The 22,007-nt window shown below is 66.3% G+C and carries 13 protein-coding genes; 10 read left to right on the top strand and 3 right to left on the bottom strand.

The genetic code is table 11. The features are described from left to right. The first annotated feature begins 184 nt into the window (after nt 1–184). The 4 genes from P5W99_RS17175 (at nt 185) to P5W99_RS17190 (ending at nt 4,704) form a co-directional block, all read left to right on the top strand. Complete coding sequence (locus P5W99_RS17175; RefSeq protein WP_421073343.1) at nt 185–865, top strand: hypothetical protein; 681 nt, start codon at nt 185–187, stop codon at nt 863–865. Nucleotides 866–924: 59 nt separating this feature from the next. Beyond that, a complete protein-coding gene (locus tag P5W99_RS17180) occupies nt 925–2,589 on the top strand; it encodes a Na+/H+ antiporter (protein WP_434663968.1) in 1,665 nt (554 codons plus the stop codon). A gap of 96 nt (nt 2,590–2,685) precedes the next feature. Further along, on the top strand, nt 2,686–4,008 hold the full coding sequence (locus P5W99_RS17185) for a DUF2254 domain-containing protein (RefSeq protein WP_421026402.1): 1,323 nt from the start codon (nt 2,686–2,688) through the stop codon (nt 4,006–4,008). Between the two features lie 18 nt (nt 4,009–4,026). Then, nucleotides 4,027–4,704: a carbonic anhydrase gene (locus P5W99_RS17190; protein ID WP_421045526.1), complete on the top strand. Its 678-nt coding sequence runs from the start codon at nt 4,027–4,029 to the stop codon at nt 4,702–4,704. 47 nt (nt 4,705–4,751) lie between these two features. On the opposite strand, the gene P5W99_RS17195 is transcribed toward P5W99_RS17190, so the two are convergent. Next, nucleotides 4,752–5,663 carry a LysR family transcriptional regulator gene (locus P5W99_RS17195; protein ID WP_421026403.1) on the bottom strand — a complete coding sequence of 304 codons (912 nt, stop codon included), beginning with the start codon at nt 5,661–5,663 and terminating at the stop codon, nt 4,752–4,754. Between the two features lie 138 nt (nt 5,664–5,801). Here P5W99_RS17195 and metE point away from each other — a divergent pair, with 138 nt between their 5' ends. Further along, on the top strand, nt 5,802–8,096 hold the full coding sequence (metE, locus tag P5W99_RS17200) for a 5-methyltetrahydropteroyltriglutamate--homocysteine S-methyltransferase (RefSeq protein ID WP_421026404.1): 2,295 nt from the start codon (nt 5,802–5,804) through the stop codon (nt 8,094–8,096). 27 nt (nt 8,097–8,123) lie between these two features. Here the strand turns inward: metE and P5W99_RS17205 are convergent, their stop codons facing one another. Next, nucleotides 8,124–10,808 (bottom strand): heavy metal translocating P-type ATPase, encoded by a 2,685-nt coding sequence (locus P5W99_RS17205; RefSeq protein WP_421026405.1) that lies wholly within the window; start codon nt 10,806–10,808, stop codon nt 8,124–8,126. Between the two features lie 263 nt (nt 10,809–11,071). Between P5W99_RS17205 and P5W99_RS17210 the strand changes: the two genes are divergently transcribed. Both P5W99_RS17210 and P5W99_RS17215 read left to right on the top strand, forming a co-directional pair. Next, nucleotides 11,072–12,505 carry a DUF1254 domain-containing protein gene (locus tag P5W99_RS17210; RefSeq protein WP_421026406.1) on the top strand — a complete coding sequence of 478 codons (1,434 nt, stop codon included), beginning with the start codon at nt 11,072–11,074 and terminating at the stop codon, nt 12,503–12,505. Nucleotides 12,506–12,758: 253 nt separating this feature from the next. Beyond that, on the top strand, nt 12,759–16,619 hold the full coding sequence (locus tag P5W99_RS17215) for a DUF748 domain-containing protein (protein ID WP_421026407.1): 3,861 nt from the start codon (nt 12,759–12,761) through the stop codon (nt 16,617–16,619). A gap of 44 nt (nt 16,620–16,663) precedes the next feature. Here P5W99_RS17215 and P5W99_RS17220 read toward each other — a convergent pair whose 3' ends face one another. Beyond that, complete coding sequence (locus tag P5W99_RS17220) at nt 16,664–18,193, bottom strand: PLP-dependent aminotransferase family protein (RefSeq protein WP_421026408.1); 1,530 nt, start codon at nt 18,191–18,193, stop codon at nt 16,664–16,666. Nucleotides 18,194–18,361: 168 nt separating this feature from the next. On the opposite strand from P5W99_RS17220, the gene P5W99_RS17225 reads away from it, so the two are divergent. From P5W99_RS17225 to P5W99_RS17235, 3 genes are all read left to right on the top strand, one after another. After that, nucleotides 18,362–19,453, top strand: a complete 1,092-nt coding sequence (locus P5W99_RS17225; protein ID WP_421026409.1) for an ABC transporter ATP-binding protein — start codon at nt 18,362–18,364, stop codon at nt 19,451–19,453. 73 nt (nt 19,454–19,526) lie between these two features. Beyond that, the gene (locus P5W99_RS17230) at nt 19,527–20,570 is read left to right on the top strand and encodes an ABC transporter substrate-binding protein (protein WP_421026410.1); all 1,044 of its coding nucleotides are present in this window, start codon (nt 19,527–19,529) and stop codon (nt 20,568–20,570) included. A 122-nt stretch (nt 20,571–20,692) separates the two neighbouring features. Then, entirely contained in the window at nt 20,693–22,003 is a 1,311-nt protein-coding gene (locus P5W99_RS17235) for an ABC transporter permease (protein WP_421026411.1), read from the top strand. Nucleotides 22,004–22,007 lie beyond the last annotated feature (4 nt).

Consider the following 22,007-nt stretch of genomic DNA (forward strand, 5'->3'; position numbering starts at 1 on the left):
CGGCGCATGACGCGCCGTTCGGCTTTTTTGCATGGTTGCTTGCGAACATCAGCGCTGCTCGGGCGCGCACCAACCGACAAAATAAGGGAACCAGGCTGTCAGCTCTTTTCATATACTGCTCGTACCAGCAGCCCCAGTTGATAGTGATCGCGACGTCTCGTTCCTTACCTTGAGCCGAGGCCCTATGAGCACGATTATGCCGGCCGGACACGCTGAACCTGAACGGCGCCAACCGATTCTCAACACGGTCGACCGGGTCTGCGAAATATGCTTTGGTCTGTTCATGGCGCTGACGTTCGTTGGTGCCGTCAAGGCGGTGACCGCGGGCGTGGACGAAGGGCACAAGATGTTCTTCGCTGCGCTCGGATGCAATCTGGCGTGGGGTCTCGCCGATGCCGTGATGTACCTCGTGCGCACGCTCGTCGATCGAGGGCAGCGCCTGAAACTGGCGCAGACCGTCAAGCGCGAGCAAGACCCGGCAGTCGCGGTACGGGCGTTGCGCGATGCATTGCCCGGGAAGCTCGGGCAATTCGTCGACGATGCCGATCTCGAGCACCTCCGCGCGCGCTTCGCCGCTGCCCCGACGCTGCCGTCCCGGGCCAATTTCGTCCTGGATGATTTCATCGGCGCGCTGGGCATCTTTGTTCTCGTTGTTCTCGGAACGTTTCCGGTCGCGGTGCCATTTCTCGTCGTCAAGGACGTGACGACGGCGCTCATCGCCTCGCGTGTGCTCACGCTCGCGATGCTTTTCTTCGCCGGCGTGGCACTGGGGCGCTCGGCCGGCGCAGGGGCGATGAAAGCCGGCTTCGCCATGATCGCGCTTGGCATTGTGCTGACGATCGCTATCATCAAGCTGGGCGGTTGACCCTTCCTGCGCCGACCCGACCGTTCAAGCACGTTCAAACTCTCAAGCTGACGACGCCGATGGACATCGTTTTCACGGTTTTGATCCTGCTCTTCGCGGTCGCCGTCTCGGGCGTCGTCGTGCGGCTTCTACACGGCGTGGTGCCGTTGCCGCTCGTCCAGATCGCCATCGGCGCCTTCCTGGCCTGGCCGGTGTTCGGTCTGTCCGTCACCTTCGATCCTCAACTGTTCCTGCTGCTCTTCATTCCGCCGCTGCTCTTTGCGGACGGCTGGCGCACGCCGAAACGCGAGTTTTTCATGCGGCGCCGTTCGATCCTGGCGCTGGCATTCGGTCTGGTGTTCATGACGGTGCTCGTGGTCGGCTACTTTGTGCATGCGATCGTGCCGGCCGTTTCGCTCCCTGTTGCGTTTGCGCTCGCCGCGGTGCTGTCGCCGACCGACGCCGTCGCGCTGGCGGGCATTGCCGGCAAGAACCGCATTCCGGCGCAGCTGATGCATATTCTCGAGGGCGAAGCGCTGATGAATGACGCCTCCGGCCTCGTCGCACTGAAGTTCGCGATCGCGGCCGCGTTGACCGGCGTGTTCTCGCTGCGCGAAGCGTCGATCAGCTTCCTGATCATTGCCGCTGGCGGCCTCGCGCTAGGCGCTGCGGTGAGCTGGTCGTTCGCCATCGTGATACGGCGCCTGCGCAACGTGACGCGCGGGGGCGACCCGGCGTCCGGCGTGGTGCTGACGTTGCTGATCCCGTTCGCCGCCTATCTGTTTGCCGAACATTTTCATTGCTCCGGCATTCTCGCGGCGGTGGCCGCCGGGATGATGATGAACTACGTGACCCTCACCAGCGCCAGCTCGGTATCGGCACGCGTGAGCGCGAACAACACCTGGGCCATGGTCGAATTCGTTTTCAACGGCATGGTGTTCATCCTGCTGGGGCTGCAGTTTCCACACATCATCGGCGGGGCGCTGCTCGATGCTCACGAGACCGGCAATGGCGCCGTGTGGCGGCTGATCGGTTATGTCCTGGCCGTCACGCTCGCGCTCTATGCCATGCGCTTCGCGTGGGTCTGGCTGCTGCAATGGTTCGCCAGCCGTGGTGCCGCGAGGCACGGCGTGATCAACGCGGCGCCGGGGCTGCGCACCGTCACGATCATGACGGTCGCCGGGGTGCGCGGCGCGCTGACGCTCGCCGGGGTGCTGTCGATTCCGGTCGCGTTGTCCAGCGGGGAGCCGTTGCCGGGACGCGACCTGGTCATCGTTATCGCCTCCGGTGTGATCCTGACGTCGCTGCTGGTCGCGGTGTTCGCGTTGCCGAAGTTGTTGCACGGCGCGGGCCACGGACACGATGCGCATGCGCACGAAGAGCAGCACGCGCGCAAAGTCGCCGCGCAAGCGGCAATGCGCGCCATCGACGATCTTCATCGAAGCGTCACCGCGGACACGGGCGAGTCGTCGACGGCTTTCGCCGCCGATGCGACTGCACGCGTGATGGGCCTGTATCGCCGGAGGCTTGCCACGCTCACCCGGGAAGGCAATTCCGCTGACGAAATGCGCCGCGTGGAAGCGCTGGAAATGCAAATCAGCCTGGCGGCAATACGTGCCGAGCGCACTGCGCTGCTGGAATTGCGCAACGCCCACGAGATCAATGACGAGATGTTGAGCAAGCTGATGCGGGAAGTGGATTTTTCGGAAACCGCGCTGACCGCACGCGAGCCTGCGGGGACGTGACCCCACGGCGCCGTCGTGGTCCGCGACCGGTTTTCACGCCGACCGCGATACTCGACCGATGTGCGCTGCAACGTGAATGCTCAGGGGAGAGCAGGCATGGGCTGGAATCGCCGATACAGCTTGAAGAGCTACGTCAGGTCCTCGCTGTGGACCGTGCCGCTTATCGCCGTGGCGATCTATGCCGTGGTGAAGCCGCTGACCGAAATGCTCGGACGATGGATGATCCGGCAAGGGATTCTCGATCCGGAAACGGGCTTTTTCGGGCTGTCCATGACGGGAGCCCGGTCCTTGCTCGGCGACATCGTTTCCGCGGACCTGGCGTTTCTGGTGTTTACGTTCGGTTCGCTGCTCGTCGCCATCCAGGTAGCCGGCGGGCAATACACGCCGCGCATCATCGCCACGACGCTGCTGCGCGATAACATCATCCGCGGCATTTCGGGGCTGTTCGTTTTCACCTTGCTGTTCGCCAACAGAACGGCGGGCTGGATGGGCGAGGAGGAAGTGCATCAGTTCCAGGTGTTCATCGCCGCGCTATTCGGCTTTGCTTCCGTGGTCGCGTTTCTTTTCCTGATCGACTACGCCGCGAAATTCCTGCGTCCGGTCAGTCTCGTGGCTCGCGTTGGCGAGCAAGGGCTCGCGGTTGTCGACGGCGTCTATCCCGCACCGTCCAGCGGCCTCGTGGCCGCGCCCGAGCGCGATGCCGTGCGAGCCGACCCTGATCGCGTCGTGCGTTGGCAGGGCAAGTCCGGCATCGTTCTGGCCGTGAACCTGAAAATGCTCGTGGCCGAGGCGCGCCGCACCAACACGGTTATTGAAGTGGCGCCTCAGGTCGGCGATTTCGTCGCGGTCGAAGAGCCGCTGTTTTATGTGTACGGGAATGCGGGCGCAATCGATGACAACAGGTTGCGCACTCTGGTCGCCTTCGGGACGGAGCGCACGATGGAGCAGGATCCCATGTTCGCCTTTCGTATCCTGGTCGATATTGCGCTGAAGGCGCTGTCGGCGGCGATCAACGATCCAACCACGGCGGTCCTGGCGATCGACCAGCTGCACCGGCTATTGCGGCTGGTCGGAAAACGGTCGCTGCGCATCGAAGAAATCGTGGACCGGTCGGGGCAGGTGCGCGTGATCTTGCGCACGCCTAACTGGGAAGATTTCGTGCATATCAGTTTTCGCGAGATACGGCAGTGCGGCGCGGGCAGCATTCAGATTGCGCGGCGTCTGCGCGCGGCGATCGAAAACCTCATCCAGAGTTTGCCGGAGCATCGTCATGACGCGTTGTATGTCGAACTGGCATTGCTCGATCGCGCGATCTTGTCGAAGCAGGAGTTTCCCGAGGACGTGGCGCTGGCGCGCATTCCCGACTCGCAAGGCCTCGGTGGCTCGGCAGCCTCGATAGCTTCGATAGCAGGTCGCTAGCGCGTCTGGAGACAAGCCATGCGCAAACTCATTCTGGGTATTGTCGAATTCCGCGAGAAAATGCTGCCCCATTACGCGGAGCAGTTCAACAAACTGGCGCTCGCGCAGACTCCCGATGCGCTCTTTGTCACGTGTTCCGACAGCCGGGTCGTGCCGGACCTGCTTGCTTCGACGCATCCGGGCGATTTGTTTACGATGCGCAACGTCGGCAACCTGATACCGCCGGCGACTGCGGATGGAGTCTCGACCGGCGACCTTTCCGAGGCGAGCGCGATCGAGTACGCCGTGCTGGTGCTGAAAGTCGCGAATATCGTCGTCTGCGGGCATTCCGAGTGCGGCGCGATGAAATCCGTGTATTCGCGCAACGCCAAGGTGAAATCGCCGAACCTCGATAAATGGCTGTGCCACGCCAACAATGCCGCGTTTCGCCTCGAGCAGGAGGGGCCGCTCGATGGCAGGCTGAAACCACACGATCAGTTATCCCAACTGAACGTGCTCGTGCAGCTCGAGCATCTGATGACCTATCCGATTGTGCGCCAGCAGGTCACGGCCGGGGCGCTCGTGTTGAGCGGCTGGTGGTTCGACATCGCGACGGGCAACATGTATGCCTATGAGCGCTCGAGCCGGTCATTCGAAGTCATTGACCGCGCCATGGCGGAGCGGATGATTGCGCGCCTTGCTGCTCGTGCGCGCTGAAGCCGCGCGAAGCGCTTTCGCATGAGGCCGGCGCGCCTGACCCGCTGTCACTGGCCCCGCACGCGCGGCGCCTGCCAGTTCGACTCGCGCGCGAATTCGACGAATGAGCTCAGGTAGTCGACCACGGCATCGCCTTCGCGCGTGCCGAGGAAAATTTGCTTGGCGATGCCCTGCTTGCCGAGCTTCACGATCGCGAGCGGCATGCGGTCCGCGTACTCCTCGGCGAGCCATCTCGGCAGCGCCGCCACGCCGCGCTGGCTCGCGACCATCTGCAGCATGATGTCGGTGGTCTCGATCGTCTTGTGCCGGCGCGGCACGATGCCCGCGGGGCGCAGGAACTGGTTGTAGATGTCGAGGCGATCGGTCTCCACGGGATAAGTGATGAGCGTCTCGTCAACCAGCTGTTCGGGCTTCACATGGCGCTCGCGCGCCAGCCGATGATTTTCCGCGACCACCAGCACCTGCTCGTAGTCGAACACCGGCTCGAAACGCAGCCCGGGACGGTTGAGCGGGTCGGGCGTGACCAGCACGTCGATGTCATAGCCGATCAGCGCGCCGATGCCGCCAAACTGAAACCGCTGCTTCACATCCACGTCCACATCGGGCCAGCGCGCCAGATACGGCGATACGACCTTGAGCAGCCACTGGTAGCACGGCGCGCATTCCATGCCGATACGCAGCGTGCCGCGCTCGCCCGCCGCATATTGCTTCATGCGTTCTTCGGCAAGCTCGAATTGCGGCAGCAGCCGCTCAGCGAGCGACAGCAGATAGCGCCCGGCCTGGGTCAGCCGCAGACTGCGGCCTTCGCGGTCCCAGATCGGCGTGCCGAGCCGCTGCTCGATTTTCTTGACCGTATGGCTCAACGCCGACTGCGTGAGGAAAAGCGACTCCGCGGCTGCGGTGAGCGAGCCCTGGCGGGCGACTTCGCGGACGATGACGAGATGGACGCGCTCGAGCATGGAAAACGATGATAGGGCTTCAGATGAAAAAAATTAATGGATGAATGAAATGATGCCATTTTTCTTCATCGTCGGTAAGCCCTATCATCGCTGCCACTTCTGCAATTTCTCTGCACTTTTCATCGGATGGCAGCGCAAATGGTCACGACACATAACCTCGGCTTTCCGCGCATCGGCGCAAAACGCGAGCTGAAATTCGGCCTCGAAAAATACTGGAAGGGCGAGTCCTCGCGCGATGAGCTGAAGGCGCTGGGCGCCGAATTGCGCGCGCGCCACTGGGCCAGCCAGCAGGCGCTCGACCTCGTGCCGGTTGGCGACTTCGCCTTCTACGACCAGGTGCTCGACATGAGCTTCATGCTCGGTAACCTGCCGGAGCGCGTGCAGGGCTTTCACGGCGACAAGCTCGACAACTATTTCCGCGTCGCGCGCGGCCGCTCGGCAGCCGGCGCGCAAGAGCACGCGGGATGCTGCGGCGGCGTGGCCGCTGGCGAAATGACGAAGTGGTTCGACACCAACTACCACTACATCGTCCCCGAGTTCACGGCCGACACGCAGTTCAATCTCGACTTTTCGCGCCTCTCCGGGCAACTGCGCGAAGCGCAGGCGCAGGGCGTGAAGGCCAAGCCGGTCATCATCGGCCCGCTGACCTACCTGTGGCTGGGCAAGGCGAAGGACGACTCGGACAAGCTCGCGCTGCTGCCGCGCATCATGCCCGTCTACCGCGCGCTGCTCGACTACTTCAAGGTGATGGAGGTCGAGTGGGTGCAGATCGACGAGCCGGTGCTCGTGACCGAACTCGAGCCGGCGTGGCGCGAGGCGTTCGTGACGGCCTACGAGGGCTTCGAAGAGCGCAGCGTCAAGCTGCTGCTCGCGACATATTTCGGTCAACTACAGGAGAACCTCGACCTCGTGTGCAAGCTCCCGGTGGACGGCCTGCACATCGACGCGATCAATGCCCGCGACGAAGTCGCGCTGGCCGCGCAGAAGCTGCCGGCGCAGAGCGTGCTGTCGGTGGGCGCGATCAACGGCCGCAACATCTGGAAGACCGACCTGAACACCGCGCTCGAATGGCTCGCGCCGCTCGCGCAGCAACTGGGCGAGCGGCTCTGGATCGCGCCGTCGTGCTCGCTGCTGCACGTGCCGGTCGATCTCGCGAGCGAGGACGAGCTCGACGCCGAGATCCGCTCGTGGCTCGCTTTCGCGCTGCAAAAGCTCGACGAAGTGAAGGTGCTGGCGACGGCGCTCAACGAAGGCCGCAGCGCCGTGGCCGCAGAACTTGCCGCCAACGCCGCCGCGATCGACGCTCGCCGCCGTTCGCCGCGTGTGAACAACCCGGCGGTGAAGGCGGCGATCGCGCGCATCGACGCCAATTTCGGCAATCGTCAGCACGTGTATGCCGAGCGCGCCGCGAAGCAGGCCGCGCTGCTCGAGCTGCCCGCGTTCCCGACCACGACGATCGGCTCGTTCCCGCAGACCGGAGAAATCCGCCAGGCGCGCAGCCAGTACAAGCGCGGCGCACTCGACGACGCAGGCTATCGCGCCGCGATGCGCAAGGAGATCGAGCGCAGCGTGCGCGAGCAGGAAGCGCTAGGGCTCGACGTGCTGGTGCATGGCGAAGCCGAGCGCAACGACATGGTCGAATACTTCGGCGAGCAGCTCGACGGCTACGCGTTCAGCCAGTTCGGCTGGGTGCAGTCGTACGGTTCGCGCTGCGTGAAGCCGCCCATCCTGTTCGGCGACATCAGCCGCCCCAGGGCAATGACGGTCGAGTGGATCGCCTACGCGCAATCGCTCACGAACAAGCCGATGAAGGGCATGCTCACGGGTCCGGTGACGATCCTGAACTGGTCGTTCGTGCGTGACGACCAGCCGCGTTCGGTGTCGTGCTACCAGCTCGCGCTGGCGATCCGCGCAGAAGTGCTCGACCTCGAAAAGGCCGGCGTGCGCGTGATCCAGATCGACGAAGCCGCCTTGCGCGAAGGTTTGCCGCTGCGCCGCGCGCAATGGGGCGAGTATCTGCGCTGGGCGGTGGAATCGTTCCGCATCGCCGCGAACGGCGTGGCCGACGAAACGCAGATCCACACGCATATGTGCTATTCGGAGTTCAACGACATCATCGCGTCGATCGCCGATATGGATGCCGACGTCATCACGATCGAGACCTCGCGCTCGGACATGGAGCTGCTCGACGCGTTCGACCACTTCAAGTATCCGAACGAAATCGGACCGGGCGTGTACGACATTCACTCGCCGAACATCCCGACGCAGGAGCACATCGTGAAGCTGATGCGCAAGGCGGCCGAACGCATTCCGGCGCAGCGGCTGTGGGTGAACCCCGATTGCGGCCTGAAGACGCGCCAGTGGGCCGAAGTGATTCCCGCGCTGACCAACATGGTGGCGGCCGCAAAGGCGCTGCGCAGCCAGGCGCACTGAGGCCCGCGCCCGGGTGCCGCGCAGCGTTTAGTCCGTCTCGCGGCGCTCGCGCCACGTGCGCAGCAGCAGCGCATTGGTCACGACGCTCACGCTCGAAAACGCCATGGCGGCGCCCGCGAGCATGGGGTTCAGAAGCCCGAGCGCCGCGAGCGGAATCCCGATCAGGTTGTAGAAGAACGCCCAGAACAGGTTCTGCTGGATCTTGCGCCAGGTACGCCGCGAGATGTCGATGGCGGCGGCCACGAGCGCAGGGTCGCCGCGCATGAGCGTGACGCCCGCCGCATGCATGGCGACGTCGGTGCCGGTGGCCATGGCGATGCCGATGTCGGCGGCGGCCAGCGCGGGCGCGTCGTTGATGCCGTCGCCCGCCATCGCGACCACCGCGCCCGTGCGGATCTTCAGGTCGCGAATCGTGCGCGCCTTGTCGTCGGGCAGCACCTGCGCGTGGATCTCGTCGATGCCGAGCTGCGCCGCCACCGCGCGCGCGCTGCCCGCGTTGTCGCCGGTCACGAGCACGCTGCGGATGCCCATCGATTTCAGGCGCGCCACGGCGGCGCGCGCCGTGGGCTTCACCGTATCGCCAAAGGCGAGCAGCGCGAGCACCACGCGGCTCGACGCGGGCGGCGCGCCGGCGCGGTCCGCTGAATGCTCGGGTTCGCCCAACAACCAGGACACCGTATTGCCTTCGGATTCGAGCGCCTGCGCGCGCGCCGCGAGCGCGTGCGGCACGGCGAGTTCGAGTTCCGCGAGCCAGCGCGCGCTGCCGATCGCCAGATAGCGGCCGTTCACTTCGGCTTCCACGCCGCGTCCCGGCACCGCGCGCGCATGCACGGCGGCGGGCAGGGGCGCACCTGAAGCTCCCCCAGCACCCGCGGATTCCGCGCTGAATGCCTTCACCACGGCCTTCGCGAGCGGATGATCGCTGTGCTGCTGCACGGCGGCGGCGAGCATGAGCGCCTCGGCGCGGGCGATTTCGCCGGCCGTTTCGAACGCGGTGAGCGAGGGCTGGCCGAGCGTGAGCGTGCCGGTCTTGTCGAAGGCCACGACGCTCACGTCGTGCGCCGTTTCCAGCGCTTCGGCGTCCTTGATCAGCACACCGTGGCGCGCCGCCACGCCGGTGCCGGCCATGATCGCGGCCGGAGTGGCGAGCCCGAGCGCGCAAGGGCAGGCGATCACGAGCACGGCCACCGCGTTGAGGATCGCGGTTTCGGCGCTCGCGCCCGCGAGCAGCCAGCCGCCCAGCGTGATCGCCGCAATCACGAGGATCGCGGGCACGAATACGGCGCTCACGCGGTCGACGAGACGCTGGATCGGCGCCTTCTCGGCCTGGGCGCTTTCCACGAGGCGGATGATGCGCGCGAGCGTGGTTTCCGCGCCGATGGCGGTGGTGCGTACGGCCATCAGCCCTTCGCCGTTGATCGAGCCGGCCGTGAGACGGTCCTCGGGGGCCTTCGGCACGGGCAGGCTTTCGCCAGTGATGAGCGATTCGTCGACATGGCTGCGGCCTTCGAGCACGACGCCGTCGGTCGGGACGCGCTCGCCTGGCCGCACCACGACCACGGCGCCCACGCGCACTTGCGCGAGGGGAACCTCGCGCTCCACGCCGTTTTCGCGAATGCGCGCGCGCTCGGGGCGCAGCGCGTTGAGCGCGCGGATGGCGTCGGTGGTCTGGCGCTTGGCGCGTGCTTCGAGCCACTTGCCGAAGCGCACCAGCGTGATGACGACCGCCGAGGCCTCGAAGTACAGATGCGCGGCGTCGCCGGGGTGCGCGAGCATCGCGTAGACGCTCACGCCCCACGCCGCGGTGGTGCCGAGCGCCACCAGCAGGTCCATGTTGCCGGCGCCCGCGCGCACGGCCTTCCAGGCGGCGCGGTAGAAGCGCGCGCCGAAGCCGAACTGGACGATTGAGGCGAGCACGAGCTGCGCGGCGGCCGGCAGCATCCAGTGCCAGCCGAGCCAGTGGCCGAACATCGGCACGACGAGCGGCGCGGTGAGCGCGGCGGCGATCAGCACCTCGCGCAGTTCGCGGCGCGCGGCGGCCTCGGCTGCGGCGGCGCGCGAGGAGCTGCTGGGCGAAGGGGCAGCGCCGGTTGCGCTCGGGCCTGTTGCGGCGTGGGTTGCGGCGTGGGTTGCGGCCTGGGTTGCGATGGAACCGGCGGTCGCGGCGGCGGGTGCGTCCTCGACGAGCGGCGTGGCCTCGTAGCCGGCGTTCTGCACAGCGGCGACGAGGCGCTCGCGCATGCCCCCGTCGAGCGGCGCGTCGAGCCGCACCGTGGCGTTCTCGGTCGCGAGGTTGACGGTCGCGCCGGCCACGCCGGGCACCTTCGCGAGCGCCTTTTCCACGCGGTTCGCGCAGGCCGCGCAGGTCATGCCGCCGATGGCGAAACTCGCGGTAGGTGCCGCGCTCGTCTCGGCGTACGCGGCTCCGGTGCTGGCGTCCACGACGGGCTCGGCTTCATAGCCAGCCTTTTCCACGGCCGCCACGAGTTGAGGCAAGAGCGCCTCAGGCGGGTGTCCACCCGCATCGGCACTGGCTTCGACGGTGGCCTTTTCGGTGGCGAGATTGACCGACGCGCGCATCACGCCCGGCACCTTCGCGAGCGCCTTCTCGACGCGCATGGCGCACGAGGCGCAAGTCATGCCGCGGATTTCGAGCTCGGCCACGCGGTGCCCGGCACGCTCGCCGGCTTCTGCAACGAGGGGATCGTTCATGGTGATGACGCGCAAACGCGATAAGTATTCGACCTTATGCAGTATCTACGTTCCCATGATGGGAAGGTCAAGGGCAATACTCGCGGCAAAGCAGAATTCCAACCGGCAGACTGTTCAGGGGCGGATGCGGGCGATACGATACGACTCGCCGGCATGGGCACCATGCTGCGCGCATCGGATTGCGGCCCGGGGGGGCCGGCGCGCAGCGTCGGACGCCGGTTGACGTCAATTCATGGACCGCCCGCTTCGCACATAATCAAGAAATGAAAAAAATATGCCGCACTCTTCCTTTGTTCCGCGCTTGTGCCGCGCTAGCCGGTGTCGCCTTCATTGCCGGGTGTGCGTCGGCGCCCCAGGGCGCCGGGCCGAAGGGCAATGGCTGGGTCAAGGACGAGGTGTCCGACTCCTATGTGTTCGGTTATCCGCTCGTGCTGATGGACATCTCGCGCGAGGCCGCCACCGGAAACGCGCCCGGCCAGGCCGCGCCGAATACGCTGCGCCACGCGCAATCGCTGCCGCCGGTTGGCGCCACGATACCGCCCGAACCCAATCTCGACACGCTGGCTTCGTCGGGCTGGCTCGACGTGAGCCGCGAGCCCGTGCTCGTCGCGCTGCCCGACACGCACGGCCGCTATGCAGATGCGCGCGCGCTCGACATGTGGAGCAACGTGCTCTGGTCGACGGCGGCGAAAGGCAATGAGCGCGTGAACGGTCTGAAGGCGCAAACGATTGCGTTCGTGCCGGCGGGCTGGAAGGGCGCGCTGCCCGCGCGTGCGAAACGCGTGGACGTGACCACGCGCTACGTCTGGTTCCTCGCGCGCATCGAGACGCGTGGCGGCGGCGATCTTGCAACCGCGCGCCGCGTGCAGCGCGGCATCCACGTGGCGCCGCTCTCCGCATGGAGCGGCAGCGGCAAGCGCGTCGCGCAGGCGGACGCGCAAACCGGCGCGGGCCTGGCCGGCGACCCGGTGGCGGCGGGCACGCCGGCCGCCCAGATCGGGGCGCTCGACGCCGCCGGCTTCTTCAGCCGCCTCGCGCTCGCGCTGCAAGACAACGCGCCGGCGCCCGAGGATCCGCACGCGCTCAAGATTCTCGGCGACATCGGCGTGCATCCCGGCGATCCGGTGCAGTTGCCGTCCGGCACGAAGGATGCCGCCGGCGTGAGCACCGGTTTCGCCGACGGCCGTGCGCGCGTCGCCACGCCGCCTTCGAATCTGCTCGCCGGCAACGGCTGGCTGTGGGTGGGCGACGATGCGGGCAACTACGGCACCGATTACGCGCTGCGCGCCTACGCGGCCTACGCGTCGCCGGGCCTGCCCACGAGCCGCGACGAAGTGCGCGCCCGCGTGGCCCAGGACAGCGACGGCCACACGCTGAACGGTGCGAACCGCTACGTGATCCATTTCAGCGCGAAGCAGTTGCCGCCGGTGCGCGCCTTCTGGTCGATCACGGCCTATACGCCCGAGGGCGCGCTCGACAGCGACGCGTCCGTGCGCGTCGCGTTTGGCGACCGCAACGGCGCGCGGCGCAACCGCGATGGCTCGCTCGACGTGCAGGTGAGTGCGGAGCGGCCGCGCGGCGGCGCCAACTGGGTGCCGGTGCCCAAGGGCGACTTCCGCCTCGTGCTGCGCATGTACGCGCCGAAGTCCCAGGCCACGGACGGCTCCTGGCAGCCGCCGGCAGTCGAGCGCCGGTAAGCGGCCAGGGCTGCAATAGCAGCAATAACGGCGGCAGCGCGCGCGCCAGCGCGGCGGACCGCCGTCCCTTCACTGAGCAGCCGCGCCGGCGCGCGCCGCGCGGCTGCCAGCTCCGCATCCTTCCGACGTTTTGTCGACGCGCGAAGCACCATCGGGCCTATACTTCCGGCTGTCGGACTCTCCGGCATTCCGTCCGGTTTCACTCTCTTCACTATCCGCGGCGGGCTCTTCGCCGCGCCATTGGCCAGCAAGCATGGCAAGCCTCAACAAAGCATCGCTGACGACTTCATTGCAATCGGTGCGCGCCGTGGCGCGCGCCCCGCGCACACGGCGCATCTTCACCGGCATCGCGATCTTTCTCGCGGTGTTCGGCCTGCTCGGTTTCTTCGCCGCGCCGCCGCTGATCCGGCACATTGCCGAACAACAGTTGAGCAAGCAGCTCGACCGGCCCGTCTCGATCGCGCGTATCGGACTCAATCCCTACACGCTGCGGCTCGAGGCGGACCGCGTGCACATCGGCGAGCGCGGCGGCCAGGGCAACTTCTTCGATGTCGAAAAGCTCGTCGTGCAGGCGTCGTGGTCGTCGATCTTCCGCGCGGCGCCCATCGTCGACGAAGTGCGGCTCGACTCGCCGCGCGCGACCATCGTGCGGCTCGACGCGCAGCGCTTCAACTTCTCCGACCTCATCGAGAAGTTCTCGAAGCCTGCCGAAAAGCCCAGCAGCAAGCCCGCGCAATTCGCGGTGTCGAACATCCACGTCGAGAACGGCCAGATCACTTTCGACGATCGCCTGCTCAATGAAAAGCACGTGATCGACCGCTGGTCGCTCGGCATTCCGTTCATCGCCACGCTGCCTTCGAAGACAGATATCTTCGTCCAGCCGATGCTGCGCGCGCGCATCGACGGCGACAGCACGCTCGCCATCGACGGCAAGACCAAGCCGTTCGCCGCGTCGCGCGAGTCCGAGGTCGAACTGCGTCTCGCCGATCTCGATCTGCCCAGGCTGCTCACTTATGCGCCCGCCAAACTGCCGGTGACGCTCAAGAGCGGCAAGCTCTCCACCAACCTCAAGCTCGATTTCGTGATGTCGGGCGAGAAGCCCACGCTGCGTGTTTCCGGGACCACCGATCTCGCCGACATCGACGCCACCGACAACGCCAACGCGCCGCTGTTCGGCGCGCGCAGCCTGCATGTGGCGGCAGCGTCGCTCGAGCCGTTCAGCAACGTCTATCGCTTCGACGCGATCCGCATCGACGCGCCCAAGGCCTGGATCGCGCGCGACAAGGCGGGCGTGCTCAGCGTCGAGAAGCTGGTGGGCGCACCAGCGGCGAAGGCCGCGGCTGCCAGGGACCAAGCCACGGCGCAGGCCGCCGCGAAGTCTCCTGTGCAGTCTCCTGCGCAGTCTCCTGAGAAGGGCGAGCAGAAAGGCGCCGCGAGCGCCGTCGCGGCGGTCCCGCCCGCGGCGTCGGGCGCACGGGCCGAGCCTGCGGCAGCGGCCAAGGCGCCGCCGCTCGATCTGTCGATCCGCCAGTTCGCGATCGTGGACGGCACGGTGCATGTGCACGATGAAGCAGCGTCGAAGCCGGTGGAACTCGATCTCGGCAACGTCGCCGCGACGCTCACGAACTTCTCGACCGTGGCGAAGACGCCCGCTGCTTACACGCTCGCGCTGCGCGCGGGGGACGGCGGCACGGCTCAGGCCTCGGGCAGCTTCGGCCTTGCCGCGAAGACCGCCGACGCGAAGATCGCCCTGCACGACGTGACGCTGCCGCAAGTGCAGCCCTATCTCGACGGCGTGAGTGCGGCGCAGATCCTCGACGGCAAGCTGAGCCTCGACTCGACCATCAAGGCCGACTGGGCGAAGGAGCCGGCCGCCGTGAAGGTGGAGGCGAGCACGCTGGGTCTGGAGGCGCTCAAGCTTGCTGCGCGCGGCTCGAAGGCGCCGATCGTGGCGCTCGCGAAGGGCACGGTGCAGGTGAGCGCGGTCGATCTCGCGGCGCGCACCGCGCAGATCGCATCGGTGGATACGAGCGGTCTCGCCGTCAACGTCGAGCGCAAGAAGGACGGCAAGATCGATCTGCTGGAGCTTGCGCAAGGACGCCAGGCCGCGCCCGAGCGCACGGCGATTCGCGCGGCGCAGAAGTCGGTGAAGGAAGGTCCGGCGTGGCGCTACAAGATCGACGCGCTGAACGTGAGCGGTGGCTCGATCAACTTCACGGACAGCACGACGCCGCGTCCGGTCACGCTCGCCGTCGCACCGCTCGACCTCAAGGTCCAGCAAATCAGCGACGACATGAAGCACGCGCTGCCCATCGACCTGAAGGCGACCGTCAACAAGAAGGGCACGCTCGCGCTCAACGGCGACCTGAACCCCACGCCGCTCACGGCGAAGTTCAAGATCGACGCGAACCGGCTCGATGCCGCCGCGTTCGAGCCGTACTTCAGCAGCCAGCTCAACGCGGTGATCGCGAGCGCGCTGCTCAACATGAAGGGGCAGCTTGCCGTGGAGCAGGGCAAGGCGCTCAAGGCGAACTATCGCGGCGACGCGGCGCTGGTGGACGTGCGCATGCTCGACAAGGCGACCTCCGACCCGTTCGCGGGCTGGCGCTCGCTCGCGCTTTCGAACCTGAAGGCGAGCTACGACGACGCGCGCGGCACCGACGTGGACGCGAGCCGCGTGACCTTCAGCGGCTTCTACGGGCGCGTGCTGCTCGACGCGCAAGGCAAGCTCAATCTCAACGACGTGGTGGCGCACGAGAGCGGCCAGGCGCAGTCGCTCACGCGCGACACGAGCGGCCACGAGCCAGTGCCGCTGTCGCCCGAGGCGGCCAGCGCGCCGGGTGCAGCCGCTTCGGCGCCCGCGTCGGCCTCCGCGCCGGTACCCGCATCCGCGACGGTCACCGCAGCGCAGCCGCCCAAGCATCCGGTGCGCCTGCATTTCGGCGAGCTCGTGCTGCAAAACGGCCGCGTGACCTATACCGACAACTTCATCAAGCCGAACTACAGCGCCAACCTCGTGCAGATCCAGGGCACGGTGGGCGCGTTCGGCACCGAGTCGACCACTTCCGCGCCCGTCGACGTGTCGGCCAAGCTCGCGGCGAACGGACCGATCGTCATCAAGGGCTCGGTGAATCCGCTCATCGCGAAGCCCGAGCTCGACATCACCGCGAGCGCCCACGACGTAGAGCTCACCAATCTCACGCCGTATTCGGCCAAGTACGCGGGCTATCCGATCACGAAGGGCAAGCTCAACGTCGACTTGCATTACCAGCTCTCGAACGACCAGCTCACGGCGAACAACCATCTGTTCATCGACCAGCTCACGTTCGGCGACCACGTCGAGAACGACACCGCCACCAAGCTGCCCGTGCGTCTGGCGATTTCGCTGCTCAAGAACCGGCGCGGCGAGATCGACGTGAACATTCCGGTGTCGGGCTCGCTCTCGAACCCCGAGTTCAGCCTCGGCGGCCTGATCTGGCGTGCGGTGCTCAACCTGATCGCGAAGGCCGTGACCGCGCCGTTCTCGCTGCTCGCCAACGCGTTCGGCGGCGGCGGAGAAGAGCTCGGCTATGTGGAATTCGAGCCGGGCTCGGCCAGGCTCTCCGACGCCGACAACAAGAAGCTCGACACGATCGCGAAGGCGCTCGACGACAAACCCTCGATCAAGATCGACCTGATCGGCCGCGTCGACCCGGCCGTGGACACGCCCGCGCTGCGCGAGAAGTATGTGGACCGCCTCGTGCGCAGGCAGAAGGTGAAGGACACCGTGGGCAACGGCGAGAGCGTGGATATCTCGCAGGTGCAGGTCGATCCGAAGGAGTACGAGAAATACCTCACCAAGGCCTATAAGGACGCCGACTTCAAGAAGCCGCGCAACATGGTGGGCTTCACGAAGACGCTGCCCGTCGACGACATGAAGCAGGCGCTCGCCGAGCACGCGCCGGTGGACGACGTCACGCTGCGCGACCTCGCGCAACGGCGCGCGCAGGCCGTGCAGCAGTACTTCGAAGGCAAGGTCGACTCGAGCCGCGTGTTCGTGGTGGCGCCCAAGCTTGACGCAAAGGGCATCAACGACAAGGGCGCGACCACGCGCGTGGACTTCGGGCTGAAATGAGGGCCCGCATGCGGGGCGTGTTTTCCATGCCCCGCAGGTGCTTGTCACGCCGCGCGCGTGCGCGCGCGCGGCGTGCTCTTCGCACCGAACGCATGTTCCTCGATCACGCGCGCGAGCGTGGCGAACGCCGGCGCAATATGCTCCTGCGCGACACACGCATAACCTGTTAGCAATCCTTTGCGTTGCTGCTTGCCGAGGTAATACGACGCCAGCGGCCGCACGATCACGCCTGCCTCATACGAAGCCGCGGTCACCACGCGGTCGTCGCAATGATCGGGCAGACCCAGCACGAAGTGCAGCCCTGCTTCGTCGCCCATGACGGGCAGCGCGTCGCCGAAGCGCTGCGTCACGGCGTCGATCAGCAGTTGCCGCCGCTCACCGTAGAGCGTGCGCATGCGGCGCACGTGCGAGGTGAGATAGCCGTCCATGATGAATTCGGCGAGCACGGCTTGCTGGATCAGCTGGCCTTCCCGATAGAGCTCGGACACCCCGGTGCGGAACACCTCCACGAGCCGCTCGGGCACGACCATATAGCCCACGCGCAAGCCCGGAAACAGCAGCTTGCCGAGGCTGCCCACATAGATCACCCGGTCCGATTCGTCGAGCCCCTGCAGCGAGGCAAGCGGCCGGCTGCCGTAGCGGAACTCGCTGTCGTAGTCGTCCTCGATGATCCACACCTTGTGCTGGCGCGCGTATTCGAGCAGCGTGCGGCGGCGCGCGAGGCTCATCACCATGCCGAGCGGGTACTGGTGCGATGGCGTGACGAGCGCGATGCGCGGCGGATGGCGCAGGTCCGATTCGCGCGGATTGAGTCCTTCGTTATCCACAGGAATCGGCGCGAGCTTGATGCCCGAGGCTTGCAGCACGCTGCGCGCGCCCCAGTAGCACGGCTCCTCCACCCAGGCGCGGTCGCCGATGTCGGCGAGCAGGCGCACCGCAAGATCAATCGACTGATGAATGCCGGTCGTGATGATGATCTGGTCGGGCGAGCAGCGCACCGAACGCGCCACGCGCAAGTAGTCGGAGAGTGCGCGGCGCAAGGGCCGATAGCCGCCACCCGGCGCATAGGTGAGCAGCTCCGGGTTCACCGATTTCCAGAGCCGCGATTGCAGGCGGCTCCAGGTGCGCGAGGGAAACTCGGCCACGTCCGGCACGCCGGGCATGAACGCGCCCCATTGCCGGGCCGAGACGCCGGCCTCGTCGATGAGACGCTTCCCGCGCATCGACATGTCGCCGCGCGGGCCGGGCTCCGGCGCGGCGCGGTCAACGCGCAGCGGGGTGCCAGGGCGCGCGCCCACGGCGGCCGTGTCGGGGCGCGTGTCCGCGACGTAGGTGCCGCTGCCGGTGCTCGAAAGCACGTAGCCTTCTGCGCTCAGTTGGTCGTAGACGTGCAGCACCGTGTTGCGCGCGATGCCGAGGTCGCCCGCGAGCAGGCGCGAGCTGGGCAGCTTCGTGCCGGGCGCCAGCCGGCCGGTCAGGATGGCCTGCTGCATCAGTTGCAGCAACTGGCGGTAGACCGGCTCCGCCGAGGCTTTGTCGAGTTGTGCTGCGAGCCAGTCGGACAGGATGACCATGGCAAAAGTGGTTCCATCGATAATAATGAAATGGCTCCATTCAATAGAGCCTTGAGCGTCTATAGTAATCCGACGTCAGATTCGGCTAATTTTTTTTCGTGTGAGAATAAATTGAGCCGCGCCGGGAGTGCTGAAGCATTCACTCCGGTCGACATAGGAGACAAGACGATGAAGACATCGGAGGCGATCGTCAGCTTTCGGGGCGTGCGCAAGACGTACGACGGCGAGACGCTGGTGGTCAAGCAACTCGATCTGGACATCTACCACGGCGAGTTTTTGACGCTGCTCGGGCCGTCCGGCTCCGGCAAGACCACCTGCCTGATGATGCTGGCGGGCTTCGAATTTCCCACTGGCGGCGAGATCCGCCTCGAAGGCAAGCTGCTCAACAACGTGCCGCCGCACAAGCGCGACATCGGCATGGTGTTTCAGAACTACGCGCTGTTTCCGCACATGACCGTCGAGCAGAACGTGGCGTATCCGCTCGGCGTGCGCAAGGTGCCCATGGCCGAGCGCGCCGCGCGCGTGAACGATGCGCTCAAGATGGTGCGCATGGAGGGCTTCGCCAAGCGCTATCCCGCCCAACTCTCGGGCGGCCAGCAGCAGCGCATCGCGCTGGCCCGCGCGCTCGTGTTCCAGCCGAAGCTCGTGCTCATGGACGAGCCGCTCGGCGCGCTCGACAAGCAGCTGCGCGAACATATGCAGTACGAACTGAAGTCGCTCCATGAAAAGCTCGGGGTCACGTTCGTCTACGTCACGCACGACCAGGGCGAGGCGCTCACGATGTCCGACCGCGTGGCGGTGTTCGACAAGGGCATCGTGCAGCAGCTCGATACCGTGGACCGCCTCTACGAATCGCCGTGCAACGAGTTCGTGGCGAACTTCATCGGCGACAGCAACCGGCTGCGCGGCAAGATCGCCGCGGTGGAAGGCGAATTCTGCGAAATCCATCTCGCCGACGGCACGCGCCTGAAAGGCCGCAACGTGGCGGGCGCGCAGGCGGGCGCGGATGCGGTCGCCTGCATCCGGCCCGAACGCATGAAGCTCTCGTCCCAAGCCGGCGGCAACGGCGCGAACGCGCTCGCGGGCGAGGCGCGCAGCCTCATCTATTTCGGCGACCACGTGCGCATGCGCTGCGGTCTGCCTCACCAGGACGAGTGCTTCGTGAAGGTGCCGCTCGGCACCGAGGCGCTCGAAGCCTTCGCGCCCGGCCAGCCGGTCGCGCTCGAGTTCGCGCCAGAGCATCTGCGCATCTTCGCGTGACGGCACGAAGCATCCACCGCAGGTAGCGCCGATGCGCGCGAAAACAAACCATCCAGGAGAAGGGGACTACACCATGAAGCAAATCGGCAATTTGCGCGTTGCAGCGGCGGCGGCCGCGTTCGCACTCTCGTGTGGCGTGGCGCACGCCGCGGAACTCACGGTCGTGAATTTCGGCGGCGCGAACGGCGACGCGCAGAAGGCGGCCTTCAACGAGCCGTTCCAGACGCAGACCGGCAACAAGGTCACGGTGGTCGAGTACAACGGCGAGCAGGCCAAGGTCAAGGCCATGGTCGAGGCGAAGCATGTGAACTGGGACGTGGTCGAAGTGGAGACCGGCGACATCGCGCGCGGCTGCGACGAAGGCCTCTACGAGAAGCTCGACTGGGCGAAGCTCGGCAATAAGGCCGATTACCTGAAGGCGGCGGTGCAGCCGTGCGGCGCGGGCTTTTTCGTGTGGTCCACGGCGCTCGCCTATAACGCCGACAAGCTGAAGACGGCGCCCGCAAGCTGGGCCGATTTCTGGGACGTGAAGAAATTCCCGGGCAAGCGCGGCATGCGCAAGGGCGCGCGCTACAACCTCGAATTCGCGCTGATGGCCGACGGCGTGGCGCCGCAGGACGTCTACAAGGTGCTCGCGACGAAGGCCGGCCAGGACCGCGCGTTCAAGAAGCTCGACGAACTCAAGCCCAACATTCAGTGGTGGGAAGCGGGCGCGCAGCCGCCGCAGTTCCTCGTGGCGGGCGACGTGGTGATGTCGACGGCCTATAACGGGCGCATCGATGCCGCGCAGCGCGAAGGCAAGAACCTCAAGGTCGTGTGGAACGGCAGCATTTACGACCTCGATTACTGGGCGATTCCGAAGGGCTCGCCGAACAAGGCGCAGGCCATGCAGTACATCGCGTACACGCTGTCGTCGAAGCCGCAGCAGGACTATGCGAAGCACATCGCTTACGGTCCGGTGAACGCAGCGGCGATCAAGGCGCTCGACGAAAAGACGCTCGAAAACCTGCCGAATTCGCCGAAGAACGGCAAGACCGCGATCCAGGAGAACCTCACGTTCTGGACCGACCACGGCGACGAACTCGAGCAGCGCTTCGGCTCTTGGGCCGCGAAGTAAGCGGGGACGAGGCGATAACGGAGGCAGGCCGCACGCGCCCTCCCATGCGGGGGCGGTGCGTGTGGTATGGCGCCTCGGGGCGAGCGCTTCCGGGGTGACCGCAGGAGACTGAGTTGACATCCATGACGACCGCGAAACACGCAGCCGATGAATCACGCAACAGCGCAAGCAGCAGCGCAGCAGACGCAAGCGAGCCGGTTGCGCGCCTGAAACGCGAACTGCGCCTCGCGCAGGCCAGAAAGCGCACGATGGCGCTCTTGCTGATTGCGCCGCTGGCGATCTTCTTGCTGCTGATTTTCGTCGTGCCGATCGCGGCGCTGCTCACGCGCGCCGTGCAGAATCCCGAGGTGGCGACCGCGCTGCCGCATACCGTTGCGGCGCTGAGCAGCTGGGACCGCAAGAGCGCACCGCCCGACGCGGCCTACGCGGCACTCGCGCAAGATCTCACGGCGGTGCAGGACGGCGACGCCATGGGCGCGCTCGCCCGCCGCCTGAACGTCGAGATCGCGGGCTATCGCTCGCTCGTGGCGAAGACGGCGCGCGCCATGCCGCTCGCCGACGACGACGGCCATCCGCTCAAGCTCACGCCAGCGCAAACGCGCGCCAAAATCGTCGAGCTCGACGACCGCTGGAACGACGTGACGTACTGGCAGGCCATTGCGAAGAACAGTGGCCGCTACTCGCCGTTCTATCTGCTGGCCTCGCTCGATCACAAGCAGGATGCGTTCGGCAGCATCGTTCCCGCCGACCCCGACCAGCAGATCTATCTCGCCGTGTTCGGCCGCACCTTCGTGATCAGCGTGTTCGTGACACTGTTTACGCTCGCGCTCGGCTATCCTCTCGCGTACTGGATTTCGACGCTGCCCGAGCGGCGCGCCAATCTCGTGATGATCCTCGTGCTGATTCCGTTCTGGACATCGATTCTCGTGCGCGTGGCTGCGTGGATCGTCATTCTGCAGAGCGAAGGACTGGTCAACAAGGCGCTGATCGGCACCGGCATCATATCCACACCGCTCACGCTGCTTTTCAATCGCGTGGGGGTGTACATCTCCATGACGCACATTCTGCTGCCCTTCATGGTGCTGCCGCTCTATAGCGTGATGAAGTCGATCCCGCCCACCTACCAGCGTGCGGCGGTCTCGCTCGGCAGCCATCCGTTCGCGGCGTTCTGGCGCGTGTACGTGCCGCAGACCTATCCGGGCATCGGCGCGGGTGTGCTGCTGGTCTTCATCCTCTCGATCGGCTACTACATCACGCCGGCGCTGCTCGGCGGTCCCGCCGACCAGATGGTGAGCTATTACGTGGCGTACTTCACGAACGTGTCGATCAACTGGGGCATGGCATGCTCGCTCGGCGCGCTCCTGCTCGCGGCGACCACCGTGCTGTATTTCGTCTATGGGCGCTTCACGCGCACGCAACTGAGCCTCGGCTAACGGA

The organism is Paraburkholderia sp. A3BS-1L (assembly GCF_051125215.1).
In the GTDB taxonomy this organism is placed as follows: domain Bacteria; phylum Pseudomonadota; class Gammaproteobacteria; order Burkholderiales; family Burkholderiaceae; genus Paraburkholderia.

Excerpts from the sequence above, each read along its gene's own strand:
- P5W99_RS17175 (WP_421073343.1), top strand. The coding sequence starts at position 185 with ATGAGCACGATTATGCCGGCCGGACACGCTGAACCTGAACGGCGCCAA.
- P5W99_RS17180 (WP_434663968.1), top strand. The coding sequence starts at position 925 with ATGGACATCGTTTTCACGGTTTTGATCCTGCTCTTCGCGGTCGCCGTC.
- P5W99_RS17185 (WP_421026402.1), top strand. The coding sequence starts at position 2,686 with ATGGGCTGGAATCGCCGATACAGCTTGAAGAGCTACGTCAGGTCCTCG.
- P5W99_RS17190 (WP_421045526.1), top strand. The coding sequence starts at position 4,027 with ATGCGCAAACTCATTCTGGGTATTGTCGAATTCCGCGAGAAAATGCTG.
- P5W99_RS17195 (WP_421026403.1), bottom strand. The coding sequence starts at position 5,663 with ATGCTCGAGCGCGTCCATCTCGTCATCGTCCGCGAAGTCGCCCGCCAG.
- metE (WP_421026404.1), top strand. The coding sequence starts at position 5,802 with ATGGTCACGACACATAACCTCGGCTTTCCGCGCATCGGCGCAAAACGC.
- P5W99_RS17205 (WP_421026405.1), bottom strand. The coding sequence starts at position 10,808 with ATGAACGATCCCCTCGTTGCAGAAGCCGGCGAGCGTGCCGGGCACCGC.
- P5W99_RS17210 (WP_421026406.1), top strand. The coding sequence starts at position 11,072 with ATGAAAAAAATATGCCGCACTCTTCCTTTGTTCCGCGCTTGTGCCGCG.
- P5W99_RS17215 (WP_421026407.1), top strand. The coding sequence starts at position 12,759 with ATGGCAAGCCTCAACAAAGCATCGCTGACGACTTCATTGCAATCGGTG.
- P5W99_RS17220 (WP_421026408.1), bottom strand. The coding sequence starts at position 18,193 with ATGGTCATCCTGTCCGACTGGCTCGCAGCACAACTCGACAAAGCCTCG.
- P5W99_RS17225 (WP_421026409.1), top strand. The coding sequence starts at position 18,362 with ATGAAGACATCGGAGGCGATCGTCAGCTTTCGGGGCGTGCGCAAGACG.
- P5W99_RS17230 (WP_421026410.1), top strand. The coding sequence starts at position 19,527 with ATGAAGCAAATCGGCAATTTGCGCGTTGCAGCGGCGGCGGCCGCGTTC.
- P5W99_RS17235 (WP_421026411.1), top strand. The coding sequence starts at position 20,693 with ATGACGACCGCGAAACACGCAGCCGATGAATCACGCAACAGCGCAAGC.